This is a genomic window from Saprospiraceae bacterium (assembly GCA_016714025.1).
GTDB lineage: Bacteria > Bacteroidota > Bacteroidia > Chitinophagales > Saprospiraceae > Vicinibacter.
Genome location: JADJOB010000002.1, coordinates 931,476 through 953,330, shown reverse-complemented (window position 1 = coordinate 953,330; position 21,855 = coordinate 931,476). Strand labels below are relative to the sequence as shown.

Below are 21,855 nucleotides of genomic sequence, written 5' to 3'. Positions count from 1 at the left end.
TTATTTTAAAGTATTTGAATTAATCAATTTCGAAAAAGCGTTTCATTAATTTTTTAAAGGAACGCTTTTTTGAAATTTTGGTGAAAGCCGGTTCATTAAGAATTGAATCAACATTCCGGTATCCATTTTCTAAAGCCATGCTTAAATAATGAATGCATTCCTTTTTATTATTTTGCATGGCTTTTGATTTTGATAATAAATAATAGGTATTTGCATTTTTATTTTGGAGGGAATCGAGTTTATAAAGATGCTTATCCGCTTGAGTAAATAATTGAATACTCAAATAAAACTTGGCAAGTTCTTCAAGTGTATATTCAGAATTTGGATTTTGCTCAAGTGCTTTGATATAAAACAGTTCAGCTTCCTCAATTTTTTTAAGATTAAATTTAATTTCCCCTAAATTGATTAAATTATAAATATAGGTGGAATCCCTTTTGTGATATTGCAAAGCCATTTTTTCAGCCTCCGCATAATTTCCTTCGGTTATGGAGATGAAAGCCAATTTGAAATAAGCATCTTTATATTCAGAATCTGCTTCCAAACAATTTTTAAAAAATGATTTGGCTTTCAGATTATCCTTTTTAGCTTGGTACACATACCCCAAATTATAATAGGATAATGCGAATCCACTGTCTAATTGGATGGCTTTTATTCCACAAGCTTCTGCTTTATCCAATTCATCCAATTCGACATAGGTCCCACATAAATTAGCCCAGGGCAACGGCCAGGTTGGAGCCATTTTAACAGCTTTTTCAAATTGTTCGACAGCTTCCTTATATTTTGATAAGCGGCGATACAAAATTCCGATTTCATTGAAAGCAAAAGGAGCATTGGGTTCCAGAGCAAGGCAAGCATCTTGTTGCGTCAAGGCTTGCTGAATTAATGCCTTGTTGCCTGTACGTTCTGATTGCAAACGCAAATTGAGTCCATCAAAATAATGTTGTCTGGCGCGGATCGTTTTAAAATAAAAATGTTTCTCGCCTAATAATTCAGCCGATTTAGTTAAATATTCAGGATAGCGTTCATAACGTACATCGTAAGACCATCTCTTGCCAAGTTCTACCGGATCTGCCTTTAAATAATCATTAATTGCTTGTTGGGCATCATCCTGAAGAGCCGCTGCAAGATTTCGCTGCATAAGACCTTTAAAAGCCATCATCTCAGGGTTATCTTTCAATTGCTTGAAATAATACCAGGCGCTGTTGTTTTCCGGATATAATAATCGATGCTCTTGTAATGCCTTATTAAAACCATCGTACCAATGTTTAATCAAAGTATCCGAACTGTATTGTAAAAAATCCAAAATTCCTCTGTCGCTGCTTTGTTCCAATCCGTTTTTTTGAATTTCAGATTTAAGTGATGCGAGAATTTTCGGATCTACTTTTGCAATCAATGCCGTTTTGTTTCCAACGGTTATTGGAAACTGGCTGTGGGGCGCAACTGCTGCAGGAACTTCGTCATCCAGATAGCGTTCAATTTCTTGAACACTGACAAAACCATCTTTATTGCGATCGGCAAGTCCCTCTATTCCATTTAAAAAATAATATGAAAATACACCTCGCCCTCCACCCCAGGATTTTCCTTCCAATGAAAATTCATTTTCCTGACAAGACAATATTTTATTTTCATTGGCATATTGTTTTGCAAGATTGGCTGCAGTGGCGCGAGGACCACCTTCGGTACTACCAGCAAGTTTTCCGGCACGACAGGCATCTGTTATTACAAGCACTTTGGTCTTATTGGTTGTTGAAAGTGTTGCAATGATATCCTGTAAATTTTGTAAAGCAAACGTGCCGCCAGCCATATACACTCTTGCAGGAGCATCATAACAAAGTAAAAAACCCGGCTGGTTCATCGTAGTGGTTTCTACATCTCCGTGTCCTGAAAAATAAATGATGGCAACATCCCCTTCTTTACTTTCGTCCATCAACCAAAACAAATTACTAATAACGTTTCCAGCCGTTGCTTTTTCATTTAATAGCAATACCACATTTGCTGAATCAATCTTTATGCCCGAACGGTTCAATAAATAATTTGAAAATGCTTCGGCATCCTTATGCGCATAATTTAAATCAGGAATTTTAGGATTTTGATAATCTGAAATACCCACGATAACTGCCCTAAAAGTTCCAGTATCTTTTTTTGTACTATTTGATGAAGGCTTTACTCCTTTAATTTGTGTTTGTGACCAAATGCTGAGACTTGCAAAAATCAATAATGGAAGCAGCACCAGGCGACGAAATAAGCTTGATGCCTTATAAAATAGACAAGATCGTGTAATATGAGCCCCAGAAAAAAAGTCTTCCATTCAGCCTGAGTTGATTTTTAGTCCTTGAAGATACAAACTAAAACTAATAAAAGGCCAAAAATAAACTAATTATAGATAAACTGGAATTGTTCTGTAATCATCCCTTGATTATTTGTCAGGAACACCCTATTGAATGACTCAAATGAATAAAACGTACCTAGAGAACTCATTTGCTGGGATTGACAAACTGGATCCAGGTCTCTTTTCATTTTTTGAAAATCCAGAATACCCTTTTCATCTACTTTTTTTCTTATGATTGAAAGCAAAGGCATCTCATTATTTTTAAACAAGTAAATTTGTTTGTCGGCTTCAATTTTATATTTAAGTTCGAGCACATTTGAACCTGAATTAAAATGAATCAAATTCGATTCTGAGAAATTTTCATTAAATAACTGCGTTTTATTTATGTTCGCTTCAGCAGATGGTATGCATGCGAATGGTTGCAACAGCTGTTGCTTAATTTTATTCTTTTTCTGATGGCTTCTGTATAATTCCAAATTATAGTTTGCATTTGAAGCTAAATCTACTTGTTGCTCTGGAATATTTGAATTAAAATATCGTTTGGCACGTTTATTATTTAGCAAGGCATAACTAATTCCAATTGCCTGATTAATTTGAAAATATTTTGAGCCTGTTTTAGTTTTTTTACTATTAAAAAACTTATCCTTTTCATAAAATCGTACCGCTTCTTCCGGTTGATTCATTAAATTATAGCAACTGATCATGTGAATTTTCGCCGGAAAGTATTCCTGGTTGAGGCTAAGTGCTGATTCAAAACAGGTCTTTGCTTGTCTAAGTAATTGCATCCTTTTTGCAAATTTTCAGGAGTCAGATCTCCTCTGGACTTATTAAATTTTTTTAACCTGGAATGTTGATCCAGCTCTAAAGGATGAACATATGCATCTGTTTCTTCATTGTAATAGCGCATTGCTTGCAATGCCAATGCAAGCCCTTTGTTATTATAAATTTCCAATCCCTGGTAATATTGCAAAATGTAATCGTAAAGACTTTGCGCCAATTCATATTCAGATTTTACAACCAGCAAATTTGCATTTTCAAAAACCACCAATAGATGTTGAAGTTGGGTCAATACTTTCTGAGCGGATTCAACTCGTTTGTTTTTAGGTGGATAAGCATCCGTTGGCTTATCCTCAATATGATAGCTGTCGTAAATTTTTTCAATTAACCCGGAAAGAACTGGTTGTGTAGGATAACCTGAAAGTGTGGCAAGAAAGGACCCTTGCAAATCTGCAACTTGTTCTTCCCGTTCGTTTGGAATAAATGAACCCGCATAATTTAAGTAACTGCTGGGAACCAACCCAAGATTTAAATCTTTATAAATTGCATGTGTCAGTTCATGACCAATAATAAATGCCAGTGCATTTAAAGAATCCTTGCCAAAAGATCGGCAAATTAAATACAAAGCATCCTCAATAAATATGGTATTTGAAGATGGAACAAATTGTGCAGCCAGGGTTTTACTAGGTAGAATTATTAATTTAGGTTTCTGAATTTCAGGATATGCAGAAACTTCATAAAGTCTATCAAGTATTTTATTTGCAATTTGTTGCTTATAAGTCTGAGGCTGACCGGCCATTCCAAAACTGAAAATAAAAACCAAATATAAAATGGAACTCAGCCTACGAATCGATCCTGGGAAACTGGATATCATTTTAGTTCTGCCAACAAACTACCGGCTTTTGCAGCCATATCTGAATACGAACTCTGAGACAACTCTCTTAACAAAGCTTTAGTTCCTTCAATATTACCGCCCGACTGCATGTTAGACAATGCTAAATACCATTTAGACTCCTCCCTTAATTCAAAACTTCTGCAATTTGTCAATGGAATCAAAAGGTCAATTGCATTTTGGAATTCATTTACCTGAATAAATGCCAATGCAAGATAAAAAGCTCCAGGATCACTAAGCACAGATTGAGATTGCAAGGGTTTTAAAAAAGAAACTGTCTGGCCATAATTTTTTTGTTGAAATGCTTGCAATCCAAGATAAAGGCTGTCTTTATGCAAGGTATCTGAATTAACCATACCGCTAGGTTGGTAATATGTAAGATATTTAGTTAGTAATTTCTCATCTACTTTATAATACGTTGCATAGGTTATAACTGGATTTAACTTAGCATCAGGTTTCAAAAATATATACGCAGTTACTAAAATCGCAATGGAAGCTGCCAAACCAATCCACTTCAAATTATTTGCATTTCCAATAAAACTTTTAATTACATGACTTTTATTAAAATATCCTTCCTGCTCCAGTTGCTTGTCATAAGACTTAATTTTATCCTTTGTTAATTGATCTCCCCAACTTTCAATTCCCTCTAACAGCAATTGGTATTCCCTGAGTTCATTTGCCAGTTCTTTATTGGTCATCAAACTGGATTCAAATGCTATTCGTTCATCTTCAGTCATCTCCTGATCGATGTATCTTATAATTTCAACTTGATATTTTAAATCTTCATTCATGGCAGTTCCATATTATTGGTTCATGATTCGATAGCCCGGAGAATCAATGATCATTTTACGCATTCCTTGCAAACACCGGTGCTTCTTTACTTTAATAAATTGCTCAGAATAACCCGTTACGCCCGCAATTTCCAGGGCAGACTTTTTCAAATAGAATGCCAGATAAATAATTTGTCTGCACTCCTCGGTAATTTGATCCATGGTTTTACAAATTAAATCAATCAAACTGTCCTTTTCCTCATTTTGCTGAATTTCTTGTTGAGAACCATCTTTAATTGTTTCAATAAAATTGTCATCCGGCATGCTTACCAGTTTCCTGTCACGCAATTTTTTTAACCATAAATTTTTACAAATACCGTATATATAGTTTTTTTCACTGGTTTCTATTTTAAAGTCGGGTTTCTGAAGTTGTTTATAATACACCAATGCCAGTTCCTGAAACAAATCCCGGGCATCCTCCATGCTCCCACTATTTTTTAAAATATGATTTTTAACATCATCAAAATAATGCTTGTATAAATTTTTTATACGCTCATCCAATTCCTGGGTTAGGCCTTGCATTTTAAATACTTGATAATGTTCTTCTAACTGATTCATTGTTTCTTATAAATCGAAATGTATTTTGTAATTATTTACCACTTATTCTGTAGGAAACTCCGAAAAAATATCCCAAACCATATTTCTTTTCTGTAGGAATCACCCCATCTCCGAGGACAACAGATTCTCCAACCTGAAGTCCGTTAGTCAATCGTTGAACTTTCGAAAACATCATGCCCCCTGAAAGTAATATAGACTGACTACGACCAACATAAACACCGGGACCCACTAAAAATGTAATATTATCAACATATTCGCTATTGGTAACTGGAACTCCGATGCCTAAAGAAAGTACTGGAGAAACACTCCAATTAAAATCGAAGCTCAAATTAAATAAAGACGACAATACCAATGAATAGGGATCTGCATCCTGAGCAGCCAATTTGTCCCCTTTCAAAAAATATCGTTGCGGCAATTGGTTAAAGCGGGTACCACTTAAACCCATCGTTGAAGTAAATGCTGTACTTCCATAGGTTCTTATTCGCACTTCTTTTGTTTTATACAAAACTTCTGAATAACCGGAGGCACTTGTTGAATCTGAAACCAACTGATACAACTGAAGCGTATAGATTATATAGCGCTCCCTTACAGTTTCATAATGTGTAAAAACAAAATGGTTATTATTGATTTCTATATACTTTAAGTAATATTTTTGAATACTGGAAGTATAATCTAATTTACTGGAAGTATCGCCAACTGCATTTTCTACAAGTTGATTTAAATTTTTAAGAGCCCCTTCATTTTGTGATTGACTTAATTCCACTTTTTTTAACAAAGGATACAACTCATCAATTCCATGATCTGTGCTTTTTAAATTTACTAATATTGAATTTAGTTGTTTGAATTTTTGTTCATAAGTTTGAATGCTTCCCTGTAACGATTTTTGCAAGACCGGAATTTCCAATAATTTCTCATTTAAAGCAGGAATATCTGTCAATCCAAAAGAGTTCTTGCCATCAAGCAGAAAGATTTCATCAAAATAAGTCAGTACTAATTTTTTAATTTCCGTCGGGGCCAGGCTATTCAATTTACAAAGTGTATTTATAAAATCCGGATTGGTTTGCAGTATAGCTGCAGCTTTTTTTCGCTTGTTAATTTCAAGAATAGCCGCATTGATTGCAGCCTTTTCCTGCTCCATCGATTCCAGTTGCTTTTTAAAATTTTCAAGATCTTCTAATTCACCACGTGCGGCTGTTGTTCCTTGCAAACCAGTAAGACTTGACAATACCGAACCAAATACAGGAATGTTAAAAAAAGGAAGACCGGCTCCACCGCCTGCACCCGGCATTAAATTGCTCAAAATTCCAGGCAACAAACTTTTAAAATTCGAAGAATCCTGGCCAAAAACACTGCTCTCAATTTTATATTGAGCTACTTCAAAATTGGCCTTGTAAATATAATTATTGTACTCCTGTAAATGAAAATACACTTGTTTTCCTTTTTTTACAACAGGATCATCGATGCCTTTACCGTTTTTCATATACCAGATGCTGTCTTTATGTACATCATAATAGATGTGTAAATCCTGACTATACATCCGGTTTACAAAAATCACTAAAATAAAAAGTATATTGAACTTCATATAAATTTGATTTATTCGTAGATTAAAAAACTCTCTTTATTAATATCAATTTCTGAACTGCCTAGATTAAGTACCCGACTGCCTCTGGTTCCGATGACTTCATCAGACATTGTTTCTTTATATAATTTTTCAAATGGACTTTGTTCAATTCCTCCGCGTGTACCAAAAACGGATCTCAAATCCATTGGTTTGTCAGATGCAATCAATTTGAAAACCTCATTTCCTAAAGGAGGGCCAATTTCCCATGGATCTTTAATAAATAATTTCTGATCCGGTAATATTCTGAATTCTTCAGGGGTCTGATGTTCTCCTGGGACAATAACTTTTGAATAATTATCAGGTTGTATGTCCAGGATAGTAAAAAATGCTGGTTTGAGTCCATTGTTAACCACTAAAATATGAAAAGATTCTCCCACCTTTAATTTTTTTACACCAAAGGAATCAGGCGTTAGTTCTTTTAATTCATCAACATTGGTGATGTTTTGATTTGTACTGCTCGGGATAATTTTGAAACTCAATTTTAAATCCTGACCTTGCATTTCGAGTTTACGAATGAATCGACCCTGTGCATATTTTTTAATTTTTGCCACGAAACTCTTTAAGTTTAATTCCCGTGTTGGCGTAACCTCCAAACTATCCAAGTAATAATTATCAAATGTTTTAAGATAAAGTTTTTTACTATTTAAGTTATCGAATTCAATACTTAAATTAGAACTTTCTTGTTTAAATTCGATAAATGGAAAGCTTGCTAATTTTTCTTGAATAGTTGTATTTAATGTTTGGTCATTAACTAAAATTCTCAAACTAACTTTTGTTTCGCCCATATTTTTTTCCAAAACAAATACCCAGGAAGTCTTTAACAATTCAGGATCAATGATACTATCTAATTTCACTTTTGATTGAGCTGGCTTGCTTAAAATAACTGTTCCTGTAACCAATGGATGAGCTTTTTCAATATCGCGTGTATCTATTGGATAAAAACCCACTTTAGAATTATCAAATAAATTATGCAATTGACCTGCATTAATAAAAACCTGATCCGGACCAATTACGCTCAGCACTTTATAATAATCTGCATTTGCTAATGCTTTTCCATTTAACACTTCCATATCCAGATCACCTTCTGCTTGAGGATTTTGCAATGGGGCAATGCTTGCCATTTCATTTCTTATCTTATCAAACAAACCTCTATAGGATGTTTCCTGACCGATTTGAACCAGATTTTTTGAAAAGGCATAAGACAAAGAGCCATAACTCACCTTTTTATCATCGGTCATTTCATAGTTAAGCTGGTTTTGAGCTGCACCAAAAAATGCTACGAATGGAGCCAATCCGGCAGCGCTTGCATTCGAACCATCTTGTTCCGTTTGTTTAAATTCTTTAGTAAGGCTTTTCTTATTTAAATTCTCTTTGTAATTTTTTGATGCCATAATCTCCGTAGTACCTCTGGCTAAAGCCGACCCACGGGTTCCGGTTCCAGAATGGCATGCATCAAGGAGTACAATCAAATGTCCATTAGGTCCCAATTTTTTTCGTACATCTGTTAGGGCACCATTGAGTTCGTCGTCAGATATTAAACGCTCCCCTTCGTATTGGCCTTCGACATATTTTTTTGGAGAATCAAAAGGCACGATACATTCATCCAAACCATCCACTTCGTCGCCATTTTTATCTTGCATTTGTTGCCCATGGCCTGAAAAATGAAAATAAGCAATATCGCCTTTTGACAATTTACTAGTAAAATCGACCTTAATCATCTTTAAAATATTGGCTTTAGTGGCCCTTTCTTCAGATAATTCAAGGATGTTTTCCTTATTAAACCCTTGAGCCTGAAGCGATTCTCTCAATAAACCCAGGTCATTTGATGAATTGATGGTTGCCCATCCCCCTTGCTCCGGATATTTTCCGATTCCAATCAACAATGCCTTTTTAGTCGCCTTTTGCGCTTGGGAATTCACTGAATTCAATAAGCACAAGCCGAGAATTGCGATGATAAAAAAGGATTTACAAAATCTAAAAGACATATTTATTGATTTATTAACTAGTACCCTGGCGATCCTAATGGTTATCAGTTTTTGTCAGCTGGATTAATTAAAATTAAGTTTGAGACGTCTAAAGTATTACAGAATTTTAAGTATTGCCCAGTTTGGTTAAAATTAGCTTGAATTAGCTGTTTTTTGCCATGTTTTTAGTCTTTTTCAAGATTTTTGAATGCACCGTTTCATGAATTTGGGCTTTTAAATTGCCTACCTTCGCATGTTCAAAATTATGAAAAAAAACGTAATGATATTAGGCTCCGGTGGCAGAGAACATGCTCTGGCAGCTAAAATCAAACAAAGTCCATTGTTGGCAAATTTATTTACCCTACCTGGAAACCCCGGGACCGCCTCCTTAGGCATGAATTTACCGGGAAATGCCTCCGATTTTGATCTCATAAAGCAACATATTCTTGATTTTAATATAGATATCGTGCTTTGCGGACCAGAAGTTCCGTTGGCTGATGGTTTGATGGATGCCATTTTAAAAACTGATTGGGAATTTAAGCCCATTTTGGTGGGACCCACTAAAATCGGAGCACAATTGGAAAGCAGTAAGGCCTTTTCCAAAGAATTTATGAAACGACATCAAATTCCAACTGCTGCATACAAAACATTTGAGCAAGAAGAACTGGATGCTGCTTTGGACTACATTCATGAATTAACACCACCCATCGTTTTGAAAGCATCCGGACTGGCGGCAGGCAAGGGAGTGGTAATTTGTGAAGATCATGTAACCGCGGAACAAGAATTGGTTGAATTGTTGAAAGGTCGTTTTGGAGAGGCATCCCAAACTGTTGTTATTGAAGAATTTCTAAAAGGGATTGAATTTTCTGTATTCATTTTGACTAATGGAAGTCAATATATTTTACTTCCGGAAGCCAAAGACTACAAACGAATCGGAGAAGCTGATACCGGTTTAAATACAGGTGGGATGGGAGCTATTTCACCAGTTGCTTTTGTGGATGATGCAATGCTAACAAAAGTACGGGATCAAATAATTCAACCCACTTTAAATGGACTCATGCAAGAATCCATTCCATATAAAGGATTTATCTTTTTTGGTTTAATCAATGTAAATGGTGATCCGTTTGTGATCGAGTACAATTGCCGGTTAGGAGATCCTGAAACAGAAGTTATTATGCCTCGTTTAAAAAATGATTTAATCCACTTGATCCAAGCTATGGATGATCATACATTAAATGAAATCACTGTCGAAACCAATCCAGATTATGCTGCAACCATTATGTTAGTTAGTGCTGGATATCCTGGAACCTATGTAAAAGGCAAAGAAATTCAATTACCTGTTTTATCAGACCCGGATCAAATGATTTTTCATGCAGGAACCAAAGAACAAGATTACAGCTTGAAAACTGATGGTGGCAGGGTATTAGCTGTTAGTTCATTGGGTAAAACGATTACAGAAGCAGTTCAAAAATGTAATGAAATTGCTGAACAAATTCAATTTGAAGGAAAATATTACAGAAGAGACATTGGAAAAGATCTTGAAACTTTTTTGACTTAAATTCAATTGATGAATTATCGGGTCAGTCAACTTGCTGAAATTTTAAATGTAAAAGATTACAATCGTGCTTTATCCGATGTTACAATTTTACATGTCGAAACAGATAGCCGCTATATCATGCATCCTGAATCATCTGCTTTCTTTGCACTGCAAGGAATTCAGAAAGACGGTCATGCATTTATTAACGAAAGTATTGAAAAAGGAATTCGGGTATTTATTGTAAGCAATTATGATCCTGTATCCGATGATAAACTTTGTTTTTTAAAAGTAGCGAATGTATTGCATGCACTTCAAAAACTTGCAAGCTATCACCGTTCAAAATTTTTAATCCCCGTCATTGGAGTTACTGGCAGCAATGGGAAAACAATTGTAAAAGAATGGTTAGCCAGTTTATTGCAAACCAAATTTCAAATTTGTAAAAATCCTAAGTCATATAATTCGCAACTCGGTGTTGCATTATCTGTTTTAGAGTTAAACGAAGAACATGAATTAGCAATTTTTGAAGCTGGGATATCCACTGTTGGAGAAATGGATACATTGCGTGAAATGATTCAACCTACTTTGGGAATTCTTACCAATATTGGTGATGCACATCAAGCCGGATTTTCAGGGATCGATGAAAAGACCAGAGAAAAATTAAAATTATTTGATGGAGTTCAAAAATTAATTTATTGTAAAGATTATGAAAGCATAGACCATCATCGTAAAAACCATTTAAATAATTTAAGTTGGTCTCAAAAACTTCAGGCTGCACTTCAAATTCAAAAAGTAAAAAAAACGAATACCGGTGTTCAAATTGATCTATCGTTTAATCAAAAAGCCTATTCGTTTTCTTTAGCATTTAGAGACGAAGCCTCCCTTGAAAATTGCATGCACGTTTTGACTATGTGTATTGATTTAGGCTTAACTGAATTTGAAATACAATCCGGACTTGATCATTTGCATAATTTGAGTATGCGATTGGAACAAAAAGAAGGGATTAATGGATGTATATTAATAAATGACAGTTACAGTTTGGATTTAAAGTCACTTCAATTAGCATTGCAATTTGTAGATCAACAAAATCAACAATTGGCCAGGACCTTGGTGCTTACAGATTTTGCAGAGCAAAAAAATCCAGCGGAACTTTGGAGTTCGGTTGCCTACCTTTTAGAAAAATACAAAATACAAAAATTAATTGGAGTAGGTCATGCCATTCGAAGTATTCAAAAATACCTTTCTAAAGATATTAAATCCTATTTTGTTAATACGACAGAAGCGCTGTTAGAAAATTCAAATTTATTTAATCTGCACCAGGAACTCATCTTAATCAAAGGAGCAAGAATTTATAGATTAGAAGATTTTTTTCAACAACTCAGTTTATCAAAACATGACACCATTTTGGAAATTGATTTAAAATCAGTTACCCATAATTTGCATGTATATAAATCAAAACTCAAACCGGAAACAAAAATAATGGCCGTTGTTAAAGCTGCTGCATACGGAAGCGGTCATTATGAAATTGCGCGCCTGTTGGAACATAAAAAAATAGATTATCTGGCTGTTGCATATCCTGATGAAGGCATTCTTTTGCGTCAAAAAGGCATTCAATTACCCATTTTGGTAATGAATACAGGTACCAGTGATTTTAATAGTTTATTTGATTTTAGATTGGAACCCGAAATTTTTTCGATAAATCAATTGCAACGGCTGCTTCAGGAAGTTGGCAGAGCGACTCCCATTAAAATTCACCTCAAGCTTGATACGGGAATGCACCGTTTAGGTTTTTTAAAAGCGGATGTAGAGGGTTTGTGTGGTATTTTAAATCAAAATAAACAGATTCAGGTTGTCAGTATTTTTTCGCATTTGTCTGCCAGCGACCAGCCTGCTTTTGATGATTTTACAAAAGAACAAAGCCAACTTTTTCTGGAAATGGCGAATTGTATTATTGACTCTATTGGATACAAGCCTTTGTTGCATTTATTGAACAGTGGCGGTATCGCAAGACATGCCGATTTGCAATTTGACATGGTCCGATTGGGTATTGGGCTTTACGGAATTGATACTGATCCGGAATTGGCTAAAAAGCTTGAAAAAGTTCATACCCTCAAAACCCGGGTAAGCCAAATAAAAGCTTACACTCCGGGAGAAACGGTCAGTTACAATCGCTCCGGGAAAATTATAAACCCCAGTAAAATTGGGGTTCTGTCTATTGGTTATGCCGACGGTTTACCGAGAATTGCAGGCAGCCGGGCCTATCGACTCCACTGTGGGAGGATTGCAGTGCCTTTAATTGGTGTTGTTTGTATGGATATGTGTATGGTCGATTTAAGCGCTGTAAATCAGACCTATGATGGGATGGAAATTGAAATTTTTGGGAAAACCAGTCCCATTGAAGAACTTGCCAGAGTTTCCGATACCATTCCCTATGAGATCTTATGTGGAATTTCTACACGTGTAAAACGAGTTTTTTTACAGGATTAAGACCGGTAAAAGTCATCAGGCTAAAGCCTAAATCCTGTTATTTAGAGGGAATCCGCAAAATGCAGCCGGTTTTGATTCGATTGACAGCCTGTTTTCTGCAATTATACCTTTAATATTACGTTAATACGGCATTTCAGCACCCAATAAAATAAACTATAAACGTATCTACTGCTTAATTTTGACCGTTTTTAAAATAAAAAATATGAGATTTATAAGCTACCTGTTTTTATTATTGATTCCAGTGATTGGCCAATCACAAGAAAAAGATCCTGTTCTGTTTACTGTATCAGGTAAAGAGGTTCGGGTTTCTGAATTTGAGTACATCTACAGTAAGAATAACCAAAAAGAAGCTGATTTTAGCAGGAAATCACTTTTGGATTATTTGAACCTTTATACTAAATTTAAATTAAAGGTTCAGGCAGCCCGGGATATGGGTGTCGATACCATTCCAGCCCTTATTAAAGAATTGGAAGTTTACCGCCAACAACTGACAACAAATTACCTGAATGACCGGGAAGTTACCGACCGACTTGCCAGGGAAGTGTATGAGCGTCAAAAAAAGGATGTTTTGATCAATCATATTTTATTTAGCTTAAGTCCAAATGCAACGGGAGCGGATACAATGAAGTCTTATGATTTGGCAGCCAATGCAATTAAGACCTTAAAAAATGGTGTTCGGTGGGAAGATGCTTGTAAAGTTTCCAATGATATGAATTCTGCACAAAAAGGCGGACGCCTCGGATGGTTTTCCTCTATGTTTCCTGATGGATTTTATGATCTAGAAAATGCAGCCTATTCCTTAAAACCTGGTCAGGTTTACCCGAGTCCAATTAGAACAAAACTTGGCTATCATGTACTCCGTTTGGAATCAGAACGCCCAGCCTATCGAAGAATGGAAGCAGCACATATCCTGATTAAAAAATCTTCACGCTACAATGCTGATTTAAGTGCCCAATCAAAAGCAGACAGCATTTATAAAAAAATTAAAGAAGGACAGAGCTTTGAAGAACTGGCCAGAACCCTTAGCGATGATAAAACTACTGCTCCACAAGGTGGCAACATTGGTTACTTTGGAATTAATCAATTTGAACCTGCTTTTGAAGAAGCTGCATTTAAACTTGCAAAAGATGGGGACGTCAGCTTGCCGGTTGAATCCAGTATTGGTTGGCATATTATTAAAAGATTGCATAAAGATGAGGAAATTCCTTATGAAAGAGCCAAGCGTAAAATTCAGGCTGACATTCAAAGAGATCAACGATTTGCAATTGCGCAAGCTACACTAATAGAAAAAATAAAAACAGAATCCGGATACAAGGAAAATAAAGAAGCATTGATGCGCTTTACCAATGCTATGGATACAAACTTTTTTACTTATAAATGGAGAATACCAGATAGTTTGGTAGATGAAAAATTATTCTCATTGGGTAATCAAAATTTTGGAACGCGTGATTTTGCTGAATATGTAAAAACAAATACCCGTCAACGCTTACAAGGAGGTGACCAAAAAGATGTTTCAACTACATTGAAAAATATGTTGAAAGAATATGCTTCTCAAAAATGTCTTCAATTTGAAGAAGGCAAATTGGAAGATAAATATCCAGACTTTAAAGCCCTTATGAGAGAATACCGTGAAGGCATATTACTATTTGAAGCTACAAAGAATGTTGTATGGGATCGTGCTTCAGAAGATACCACAGGCCTGAAATTATATTATGAAAAAAACAAACAAAATTATAAATGGGATGAACGGGCAGTGATTCATGCAATCACCATCGATACTACCAATAAAAAACTTGCAGACGAAATTTATAAGTTTGCTAAAAAGAATTCAATCAACAAGGTCTTAGCAAAATTTGACGTAGAGAAAAGGTATATTTCTTTTCAAAAATTGATTGCCGAGAAAAAATCACCTGATAGTTATAAAGGAATCGGCTTTACTAAAGGCAGCATGACCGAATTAAGCCTTGATTCAGATTTAACAAGTTATTCATTCCGTAAAGTTGAAGAAAATTTACCAGCCGGTATTAAAACTTTGGATGAAGCACGTGGATATATTATTGCAGATTATCAAGATCATTTGGAAATGCTTTGGGTGGAAGAATTGAAAAGCAAATATCCGGTAAAAGTTAATGAAACTGTTTTCAACAGTTTGGTAAAAAATTAATGATTACATGAATGAACGCTGTTTTTTTTTAAAGTTCCTTTCATTTATAGCTATCATAAGCTTGATAGGGGCTTGTAAAAAAACAGCAGAAGCGACCGATGCTGTTACGAATTCTGTAATGGTCCGTTATAATGATCACGAATTAACACGGTCTGAATTGGACGAACAAGCACAACAGGCTTTTTCACCAAAAGACAGCATTCAACTTGTAACTAATTATATTGAGAAATGGCTTAAAGATCAAATCCTGGTCAAAGAAGCCCGAAAACAGCTTTCAAATCAGGATGAAATCAATCAATTGACCGAGAAGTTTAGAGATGAATTACTTCAATTGAAGTTTGAAGAAAAAATTATCCGTGAAAAATTAGATACAAGCATTTCTGAACAGGAATTATTAGAATATTACCGGAGCAATAAGGCTAAATATAAATTAGAAAGTACAATTTTCAGGTTTGTACTATTAAAAATTAATAAACCAGTTGCAGAATCTAAAACCTTGGAGAATTTATGGAAAAATATCAACCCTGTAAATTTGCAACTGTTGAATCTATATTGTCAGAATAATGCTGACATCTGTTATTTAAATCCACAGAAATGGTATAAATGGGATGAAGTTAAACAACACTTGCCTTCAAAGTTTATATCTGAAAGTACTATTCAATCAGGAATCACGCGTGATTTTGCAGATTTTAATCATAGTTACCGGGTTCGATTTTTTGAAGTGGTCCGACCTAATCAAGAACCGCCCCTTTCCTTTTTTAAGGATCAGGCTACACAAGCCATTTTTCATCAGCGAAAAATTAAATTGCTGGAGAAAATAAAAAATGAGCTTTATGAATCCGAATTAAAAAACAAACACATCCAGTTTCTCAACAAATAATTATGAAGGTATCAAAATTCATTTTTTTATTTCTATTGGTTTTTCAGTTTAGTATAAATCTTAATGCACAATCCAAAACAATTGATAAAATAATAGCAAAGGTTGGTGGTGAAATTATTTTATATTCTGATTGGCAAGAACAAATCAGCTTTATGAAAAATAAGCAAGGAGCTTCATTGGATGATCCTTCTTGTCCCATTTTGGAAAATTTATTGATTCAAAAATTTATGATCAACCGAGCCAAAGTGGATAGTATTGAAATTAAAGATGAAGAAATTGAACAACAACTCAATGCAAGACTGGAACAGATTTTAGCTTATTTTAATAACGACTTCCAGAAATTTGAAGAATACTATGGTCAAAGTGTTGCTGATACACGGGAACGATTTAAAGAAGATTTGAAAAATCAATTGCTTGCAGAACGTCTTCAGAATAAAATCATTGGAGAGATTCGGGTAACCCCTGAAGAAACGCAAGCTTTTTTTGATAGAATTCCAAAAGATAGCATCCCTTATTTTAATTCCGAAGTGGAGATTTCGGAAATTGTATATAAACCAAAAATTAATGCCGCTCAGAAAAAAGCTGCAAAAGAAAAGTTAGAGAAAATTTTAATGCGTATCCGGAATGGTGAAGATTTCGGTAAAATTGCCAGTTTAGTATCAGACGATGCAGGGTCTGCAAAAAATGGAGGTGCTTTAGGTTGGATGAAAAGAGGAAGTCTGGTACCAGAATACGAAGCAGTAGCTTATAATCTTGAGAAAGATTCGATTTCAGGAATCGTAGAATCAGAATACGGATTACACCTAATTCAATTGTTGGAACGGCGCGGAAATTCCATTTTAAGCAGACATATTTTAATTAAGCCTAAAGTGGAAACAGAAGATTTAAAATTAGCTGAACACTATTTAGACTCCATCCGAAATCTTATTATAAAAGACAGCATTCCATTTGAAACTGCAGTGCGTTATTTTTCAGATAAGAAAGCAGAATCTTTTAACAATGGCGGACAATTATTAAATCCAAAAACGGGAACAGCCACTTTTGAAACAGGGGATTTAGATCCCGATGTATTTTTTGCAATTGATGGCTTAAAAGTTTTAGATATATCAAAACCATTTGTTTCCACAGATCTTGATGGCTCAAAATCATACCGGATTGTAAAACTCCTCTCTAAAACAGCACCGCATAAGGCAAACTTAAAGCAAGATTATGCGAAGATTCAATCCGCTGCAAAAGATTTTAAAAAGAATATGAAATTTCAAGAGTGGTTGGGCAACAATGTCCCAAAAGCATATATTGAAATTGACCCGAGTATTAAAGCTCTATGCCCAGAGGTTGGCAGTTGGATCCTAGCAGAATAACTTAGTTGATTTTTATGGCCAGGGAATTTTAGCCTTAGGGGCTTCCAAAAAATTACTTTGGATAAAAAAAAAGAGATCGGTTTATACCCCCCAGCAAACCGATCTCAAAAATTGTCTCGTATCCAATTCTTTGGGTACGCGTCCGGTTTTCAAGCGGACATCTAGTAATATGCAGAAATCTTGCCAATTTTATTAGAAATCAATTTTTTTTTACATATTTAGCCATTCTAACAAATTTATTGCATGTAAATAATTGATTATCAACTTATTATTATTTCAAATAAACTCGTATTTTAAGTTATTTGATTATGTAATTGCATTTCAATTTCTTTAATGTGAGTGCTTATTCGCCTAGAGAAGGGCTGATTCGAATGGTTTTGAGGAAGTTTTGCATTATAGATAGGCCCTCAAAACAGGTCTTTAGCCGTTCAGCAAAGGATACGTGTAATCTGCAGAATTTTAATTCATGTCTGAATCGCTTTATTTAGGGTGGGACCTTTCCCCAACTGTCAGAAACTGCTAACAATTTGAGTCAAATTGACAGTTTTTATAGGATGGCACAGGCTTTGACAAGCTCAGTTGTAACTAAAAATCTAATACAATGCAATCCGGTAGAATTTCAGTCCAAACGGAGAATATATTCCCCATAATTAAGAAGTTTCTTTATTCTGAGCAAGAGATTTTTCTGAGGGAATTAATTTCCAATGCGGTTGACGCAACAACAAAACTAAAAGTTCTTTCTTCAAAAGGAGAAGCCAAAGGAGATTTAGGCGAATTAACAATTGAAGTCGTTATCGATAAAGAAGCTGGTACGCTAACCATCCGGGATAGAGGGATTGGCATGAATGAAGAAGAAGTTCAAAAATACCTTAACCAGTTGGCTTTTTCTTCGGCTGAAGAATTTATCAGCAAATATCAAGGGGAGGCCTCAATTATTGGGCACTTTGGATTAGGTTTCTATTCAGCTTTCATGGTTTCAGATCGAGTTGAAGTTGTAACAAAGTCTTATCGCGAAGATTCCGTTCCGGTAAAATGGACTTGCAATGGCGATACGGAATTTACCATTGAAAACACAGATAAAGCAGGACGTGGAACGGATATTATTCTGCATCTTTCCGCAGACTGTAAAGACTATTTAGAGCAAACTAAAATTGAAAGCCTGCTCGAAAAATTTTGCAAATTTTTACCAATCCCCATTCAGTTTGGAACAAAAAAGGAAACCATTAAAGAAGGCGAAACTGAAAAAGAGGTTGAAACAGCTCATATTATCAACAACACCGACCCCCTTTGGAAAAAGACCCCGGTTGATTTAACAGATGAGGACTACAAATCTTTCTACAATGAATTGTATCCTTACGCAGAAGAACCGCTGTTCTGGATTCATTTGAATATTGATTTTCCTTTTAATCTGACGGGTGTTTTGTATTTTCCTAAAATCAGACAAAACTTTGAAGTTCAGAAAAATAAAATTCACCTTTACAGCAATCAGGTTTTTGTTACCGACGATGTAAAAGAAATAGTTCCAGAATTTTTAATGCTTTTACACGGTGTAATTGATTCACCGGATATTCCATTGAATGTATCCAGATCGTATCTACAGGCGGACAGCAACGTTCGAAAAATATCAGGCTACATCACTAAAAAGGTGGCAGAAAAATTAAGTGAGCTGTTTAAAAAAGATCGTAAAGACTTCCAAAATAAATGGAATGACATCAGTACATTCGTAAAATACGGATTGGTATCTGATGAAAAATTTGCTGAAAAAGCCATGTCCTTTACCTTATTGGAAAATTCAGATAAAGAATGTTTCACTATTGAGGAATATAAAGAAAAAATAAAAGACACACAGAAAGACAAAGACAATCGTCTGATTGCTTTATATACAAATGATTTAAAATTACACTATCGAAGTGTTCAAAATGCAAAAGAACATGGTTACGATGTATTGCTTTTAAACAATGTACTGGATAATCATTTTATACAGCATTTGGAAATGAAAGCTGAAATGACTTTTAAGCGAGTTGATTCAGATACCCTGAATCATCTGATAGATAAAGGAGATCAAACAGAATTGGTTTTATCGGAGAGTGAACAAAAAACCATTGAAGAATTATTTAAATCTTTACCAACTAATAAAGCCAGTAAAACTGAAGTCAAATCCCTTTCCCCAAATGATCCTCCCGTACTTATTGTAAAGCCAGAATTTATGCGGCGCATGACAGAAATGCAATACATGATGTCAGCCATGAAAGGAGATTCTGAAGACAATCCATTTTTAAATCACTTTGAAAGTGTAATCAATGGAAATCATCCGTTGGTCTCACAAAAGATTCTTTCAGAAACAGATCCTGAAAAGCAAAAGGAAGTTGCCGATTACTTGTTTAAATTGGCTCTGCTCGATCAACATATGTTGCAAGGTGAAGGACTGCATGAATTCGTTAAGAAAAGTTTGGAGCGGGTCTAGCAAATAGTTAAATAAAATTTACAGCCAAGAAATTTAAATAGTTATTTGAAATCAGCAAGTTTGATTATTTTTAATCTAAAATAATCAGCGATGTTGGTTCAAAGACTACTAAATATATTATTACTTGTTAGCTTTTCTTTTTGTTATTTGGAATGGCCGGGTGATCATTCATCTTTTTTCTATCAACTCGAGTTAACGATATTGACAAAAGAAGGAGACCTATTGAATACGCTGACCCATCCACTGATTCTAACTGGAATTCTCAGCCAGCTTATTTTGTTGATTTGTATAGTATATCCAAAGCCTTTAACCAAACTCAACGGCATTGGAATTCTAGCTCTCTCCTTGCTGGTGCTCTTTATATTATTGGTGGGACTCTTAGGTATGAATTTTAAAATAATCGCCTCCGTGTTGCCCTTTTTGCTTTTGGCGAGTTATTATTTTTATAAATTCAAGCCATTTCGTAAGGCTGCCCTGGTACAATAAACATTCCAATCAGGAATTTAATTTTTAAAGGTTTTCTTTGAAATAAATACCATTTTGGAATCTATCATTTACCCATTGGATTCACAAAAACCACAAAAAAAAGGGGATCCCGTTTCCAGAATCCCCTTTGATTTATCTATTTCGATTTATTTCTCCTGGTAAAATTACTTTACCATTGCTTTTTGCTTATACATTTCGTAAGCAGCCATTGCAGCAGCTTTTGTAGCATCTAATTTAGATTTCCAACCATCTGCTTTTGTAGAAGCATCCATAACAGCTGTTTTAAGTTCGTTAACCTGAGCCATTACATCGCCTTCTAATTTTCCAGAAGCCAAACCTTCTTTCAAAGCAGCCAATTTGGTTGACATTTCCTGCCAGCTACCAGCAAAAGAAGTAACTTCAGAAGCCATTCCACCGATCATTTCAGTTTGTGCCATAAATGCAGTTTTCATAGAGTCTAATGAAGCTGTCATTTCAGGTTTCATCTTAGCAGCCATTTTTGGATCTACCATTAAACTATCTTTTAAAGAAGCCAATGAAGATTGTGCAGCGCCTAACATTGTTCCAACTTCTGTTACAGCAGTTGTAGCTTTTTCCCAATCAGCAGATAATGCTTCAATAGGAGCACGGAATTGCTCTACATTTTTACAAGAAACTAAAAATAATACCGGGGTAATAATTGCAATTAATTTTTTCATTTTGTATTGTGTTTAATTTTGAGGCCACAAAAGTAATTTTTTCTTATTTGATCAATGTTAAGTGCTTTTAAGAATTGGTAAATGGAACGTTAATGAATTTGGAAATTCAAAAACAAATACGGATTATTTTAATATGAATGCTTGTAGATATCGATCAATATAGGCATCCAGCTCCTTGCTCTTATATTGGACAATGAATCGCGGGTGAGGCAGTGCATGGATTTTTCCAAACCATTGCTTCGATTTATTTAATTCGTTTAAGAATTGATAATTTTTACCTTCACCCAAACAAAAAACCACATTCCTTTTCAGGTCTAAATTCAGCAGGCGTTCTAATTGAAATTGGATGTACGGTTTTAAACGGGTCAATAGGTTTGGTTCATCGTAATAATTGTAATTTTTACCACTTTTAACGAACCCAATGGGAGAGGTGGAACTAATAAAAAAGTCGGAATAAAATAATTCCGCACCGCCATATGCTTCAATCATTTTATAAATAAAAACCGAAGACGGTTCATAGGATTTTAACTGATTTTGAATTCCACAATCCTCTAATAAACGTTTTGCATCGGTAAATGGAATGCCGGTTGAACCCGCACCCAAGCGGCCTGGATTAATTCCAAGAATCAATGATCTCGCATGATTCTTTAAATAAAATTTATGGTAAAACTGTTTCGCCAATTCCAACACTTCTTCTTGATTGTATGGAAGCAACGGAAGAATCCCATCCGGAAGTTCAGGTAATTGTTGTTCAAAACCCTTAATATATTCAAGTACCTTTTCTAAGAAAGAAGTCTGATTATGCAAAAA

General features: G+C 35.0%; 16 protein-coding genes. 7 read left to right on the top strand and 9 right to left on the bottom strand.

What is annotated here, in order from left to right; translation table 11 throughout:
* Window positions 1-19 precede the first annotated feature (19 nt).
* The 7 genes from IPJ80_07050 to IPJ80_07020 form a co-directional block, all read right to left on the bottom strand.
* Window positions 20-2,308 (bottom strand): caspase family protein, encoded by a 2,289-nt coding sequence (locus tag IPJ80_07050; protein MBK7913242.1) that lies wholly within the window; start codon window positions 2,306-2,308, stop codon window positions 20-22.
* A 65-nt stretch (window positions 2,309-2,373) separates the two neighbouring features.
* Window positions 2,374-3,012, bottom strand: a complete 639-nt coding sequence (locus IPJ80_07045; protein ID MBK7913241.1) for a hypothetical protein — start codon at window positions 3,010-3,012, stop codon at window positions 2,374-2,376.
* 17 nt (window positions 3,013-3,029) lie between these two features.
* A complete protein-coding gene (locus tag IPJ80_07040; protein ID MBK7913240.1) occupies window positions 3,030-3,980 on the bottom strand; it encodes a hypothetical protein in 951 nt (316 codons plus the stop codon).
* Window positions 3,977-4,789, bottom strand: a complete 813-nt coding sequence (locus tag IPJ80_07035; protein MBK7913239.1) for a hypothetical protein — start codon at window positions 4,787-4,789, stop codon at window positions 3,977-3,979. The genes IPJ80_07040 and IPJ80_07035 overlap by 4 nt, the downstream gene beginning before the upstream one ends.
* 12 nt (window positions 4,790-4,801) lie before the next feature.
* A complete protein-coding gene (locus IPJ80_07030; protein ID MBK7913238.1) occupies window positions 4,802-5,386 on the bottom strand; it encodes a sigma-70 family RNA polymerase sigma factor in 585 nt (194 codons plus the stop codon).
* Between the two features lie 31 nt (window positions 5,387-5,417).
* Window positions 5,418-6,968 carry a hypothetical protein gene (locus IPJ80_07025; protein ID MBK7913237.1) on the bottom strand — a complete coding sequence of 517 codons (1,551 nt, stop codon included), beginning with the start codon at window positions 6,966-6,968 and terminating at the stop codon, window positions 5,418-5,420.
* 11 nt (window positions 6,969-6,979) lie between these two features.
* Window positions 6,980-8,992: a caspase family protein gene (locus IPJ80_07020; GenBank protein MBK7913236.1), complete on the bottom strand. Its 2,013-nt coding sequence runs from the start codon at window positions 8,990-8,992 to the stop codon at window positions 6,980-6,982.
* A gap of 244 nt (window positions 8,993-9,236) precedes the next feature.
* On the opposite strand from IPJ80_07020, the gene purD reads away from it, so the two are divergent.
* The 7 genes from purD to IPJ80_06985 all read left to right on the top strand — a co-directional run bounded on the left by purD (window position 9,237) and on the right by IPJ80_06985 (window position 20,347).
* Window positions 9,237-10,529, top strand: a complete 1,293-nt coding sequence (purD, locus tag IPJ80_07015; protein MBK7913235.1) for a phosphoribosylamine--glycine ligase — start codon at window positions 9,237-9,239, stop codon at window positions 10,527-10,529.
* Between the two features lie 9 nt (window positions 10,530-10,538).
* Window positions 10,539-12,992 carry a bifunctional UDP-N-acetylmuramoyl-tripeptide:D-alanyl-D-alanine ligase/alanine racemase gene (locus IPJ80_07010; GenBank protein ID MBK7913234.1) on the top strand — a complete coding sequence of 818 codons (2,454 nt, stop codon included), beginning with the start codon at window positions 10,539-10,541 and terminating at the stop codon, window positions 12,990-12,992.
* A gap of 202 nt (window positions 12,993-13,194) precedes the next feature.
* Window positions 13,195-15,156, top strand: a complete 1,962-nt coding sequence (locus IPJ80_07005) for a peptidylprolyl isomerase (GenBank protein ID MBK7913233.1) — start codon at window positions 13,195-13,197, stop codon at window positions 15,154-15,156.
* Window positions 15,157-15,163: 7 nt separating this feature from the next.
* Entirely contained in the window at window positions 15,164-16,036 is an 873-nt protein-coding gene (locus IPJ80_07000; GenBank protein ID MBK7913232.1) for a hypothetical protein, read from the top strand.
* Window positions 16,037-16,038: 2 nt separating this feature from the next.
* Window positions 16,039-17,397 carry a peptidylprolyl isomerase gene (locus IPJ80_06995; protein ID MBK7913231.1) on the top strand — a complete coding sequence of 453 codons (1,359 nt, stop codon included), beginning with the start codon at window positions 16,039-16,041 and terminating at the stop codon, window positions 17,395-17,397.
* Window positions 17,398-17,998: 601 nt separating this feature from the next.
* Window positions 17,999-19,861 (top strand): molecular chaperone HtpG, encoded by a 1,863-nt coding sequence (gene htpG, locus IPJ80_06990; GenBank protein MBK7913230.1) that lies wholly within the window; start codon window positions 17,999-18,001, stop codon window positions 19,859-19,861.
* A gap of 90 nt (window positions 19,862-19,951) precedes the next feature.
* Window positions 19,952-20,347 (top strand): hypothetical protein, encoded by a 396-nt coding sequence (locus IPJ80_06985; protein ID MBK7913229.1) that lies wholly within the window; start codon window positions 19,952-19,954, stop codon window positions 20,345-20,347.
* A 164-nt stretch (window positions 20,348-20,511) separates the two neighbouring features.
* Here IPJ80_06985 and IPJ80_06980 read toward each other — a convergent pair whose 3' ends face one another.
* Together IPJ80_06980 and IPJ80_06975 are read right to left on the bottom strand one after the other, a co-directional pair.
* The gene (locus IPJ80_06980) at window positions 20,512-21,045 is read right to left on the bottom strand and encodes a hypothetical protein (GenBank protein MBK7913228.1); all 534 of its coding nucleotides are present in this window, start codon (window positions 21,043-21,045) and stop codon (window positions 20,512-20,514) included.
* 123 nt (window positions 21,046-21,168) lie between these two features.
* Window positions 21,169-21,852, bottom strand: coding sequence for a DUF4918 family protein (locus tag IPJ80_06975; protein MBK7913227.1), 684 nt, complete (start codon window positions 21,850-21,852; stop codon window positions 21,169-21,171).
* Window positions 21,853-21,855 lie beyond the last annotated feature (3 nt).

What these genes read in the sequence shown, in the direction of transcription:
- IPJ80_07045 (MBK7913241.1), bottom strand. Translation starts at nt 3,012, where the DNA reads ATGAATCAACCGGAAGAAGCGGTACGATTTTATGAAAAGGATAAGTTT.
- purD (MBK7913235.1), top strand. Translation starts at nt 9,237, where the DNA reads ATGAAAAAAAACGTAATGATATTAGGCTCCGGTGGCAGAGAACATGCT.
- IPJ80_07005 (MBK7913233.1), top strand. Translation starts at nt 13,195, where the DNA reads ATGAGATTTATAAGCTACCTGTTTTTATTATTGATTCCAGTGATTGGC.
- IPJ80_07035 (MBK7913239.1), bottom strand. Translation starts at nt 4,789, where the DNA reads ATGAATGAAGATTTAAAATATCAAGTTGAAATTATAAGATACATCGAT.
- IPJ80_07030 (MBK7913238.1), bottom strand. Translation starts at nt 5,386, where the DNA reads ATGAATCAGTTAGAAGAACATTATCAAGTATTTAAAATGCAAGGCCTA.
- IPJ80_06980 (MBK7913228.1), bottom strand. Translation starts at nt 21,045, where the DNA reads ATGAAAAAATTAATTGCAATTATTACCCCGGTATTATTTTTAGTTTCT.
- IPJ80_07010 (MBK7913234.1), top strand. Translation starts at nt 10,539, where the DNA reads ATGAATTATCGGGTCAGTCAACTTGCTGAAATTTTAAATGTAAAAGAT.
- htpG (MBK7913230.1), top strand. Translation starts at nt 17,999, where the DNA reads ATGCAATCCGGTAGAATTTCAGTCCAAACGGAGAATATATTCCCCATA.
- IPJ80_07000 (MBK7913232.1), top strand. Translation starts at nt 15,164, where the DNA reads ATGAATGAACGCTGTTTTTTTTTAAAGTTCCTTTCATTTATAGCTATC.
- IPJ80_07050 (MBK7913242.1), bottom strand. Translation starts at nt 2,308, where the DNA reads ATGGAAGACTTTTTTTCTGGGGCTCATATTACACGATCTTGTCTATTT.
- IPJ80_06995 (MBK7913231.1), top strand. Translation starts at nt 16,039, where the DNA reads ATGAAGGTATCAAAATTCATTTTTTTATTTCTATTGGTTTTTCAGTTT.
- IPJ80_07020 (MBK7913236.1), bottom strand. Translation starts at nt 8,992, where the DNA reads ATGTCTTTTAGATTTTGTAAATCCTTTTTTATCATCGCAATTCTCGGC.
- IPJ80_06985 (MBK7913229.1), top strand. Translation starts at nt 19,952, where the DNA reads ATGTTGGTTCAAAGACTACTAAATATATTATTACTTGTTAGCTTTTCT.
- IPJ80_07025 (MBK7913237.1), bottom strand. Translation starts at nt 6,968, where the DNA reads ATGAAGTTCAATATACTTTTTATTTTAGTGATTTTTGTAAACCGGATG.
- IPJ80_07040 (MBK7913240.1), bottom strand. Translation starts at nt 3,980, where the DNA reads ATGATATCCAGTTTCCCAGGATCGATTCGTAGGCTGAGTTCCATTTTA.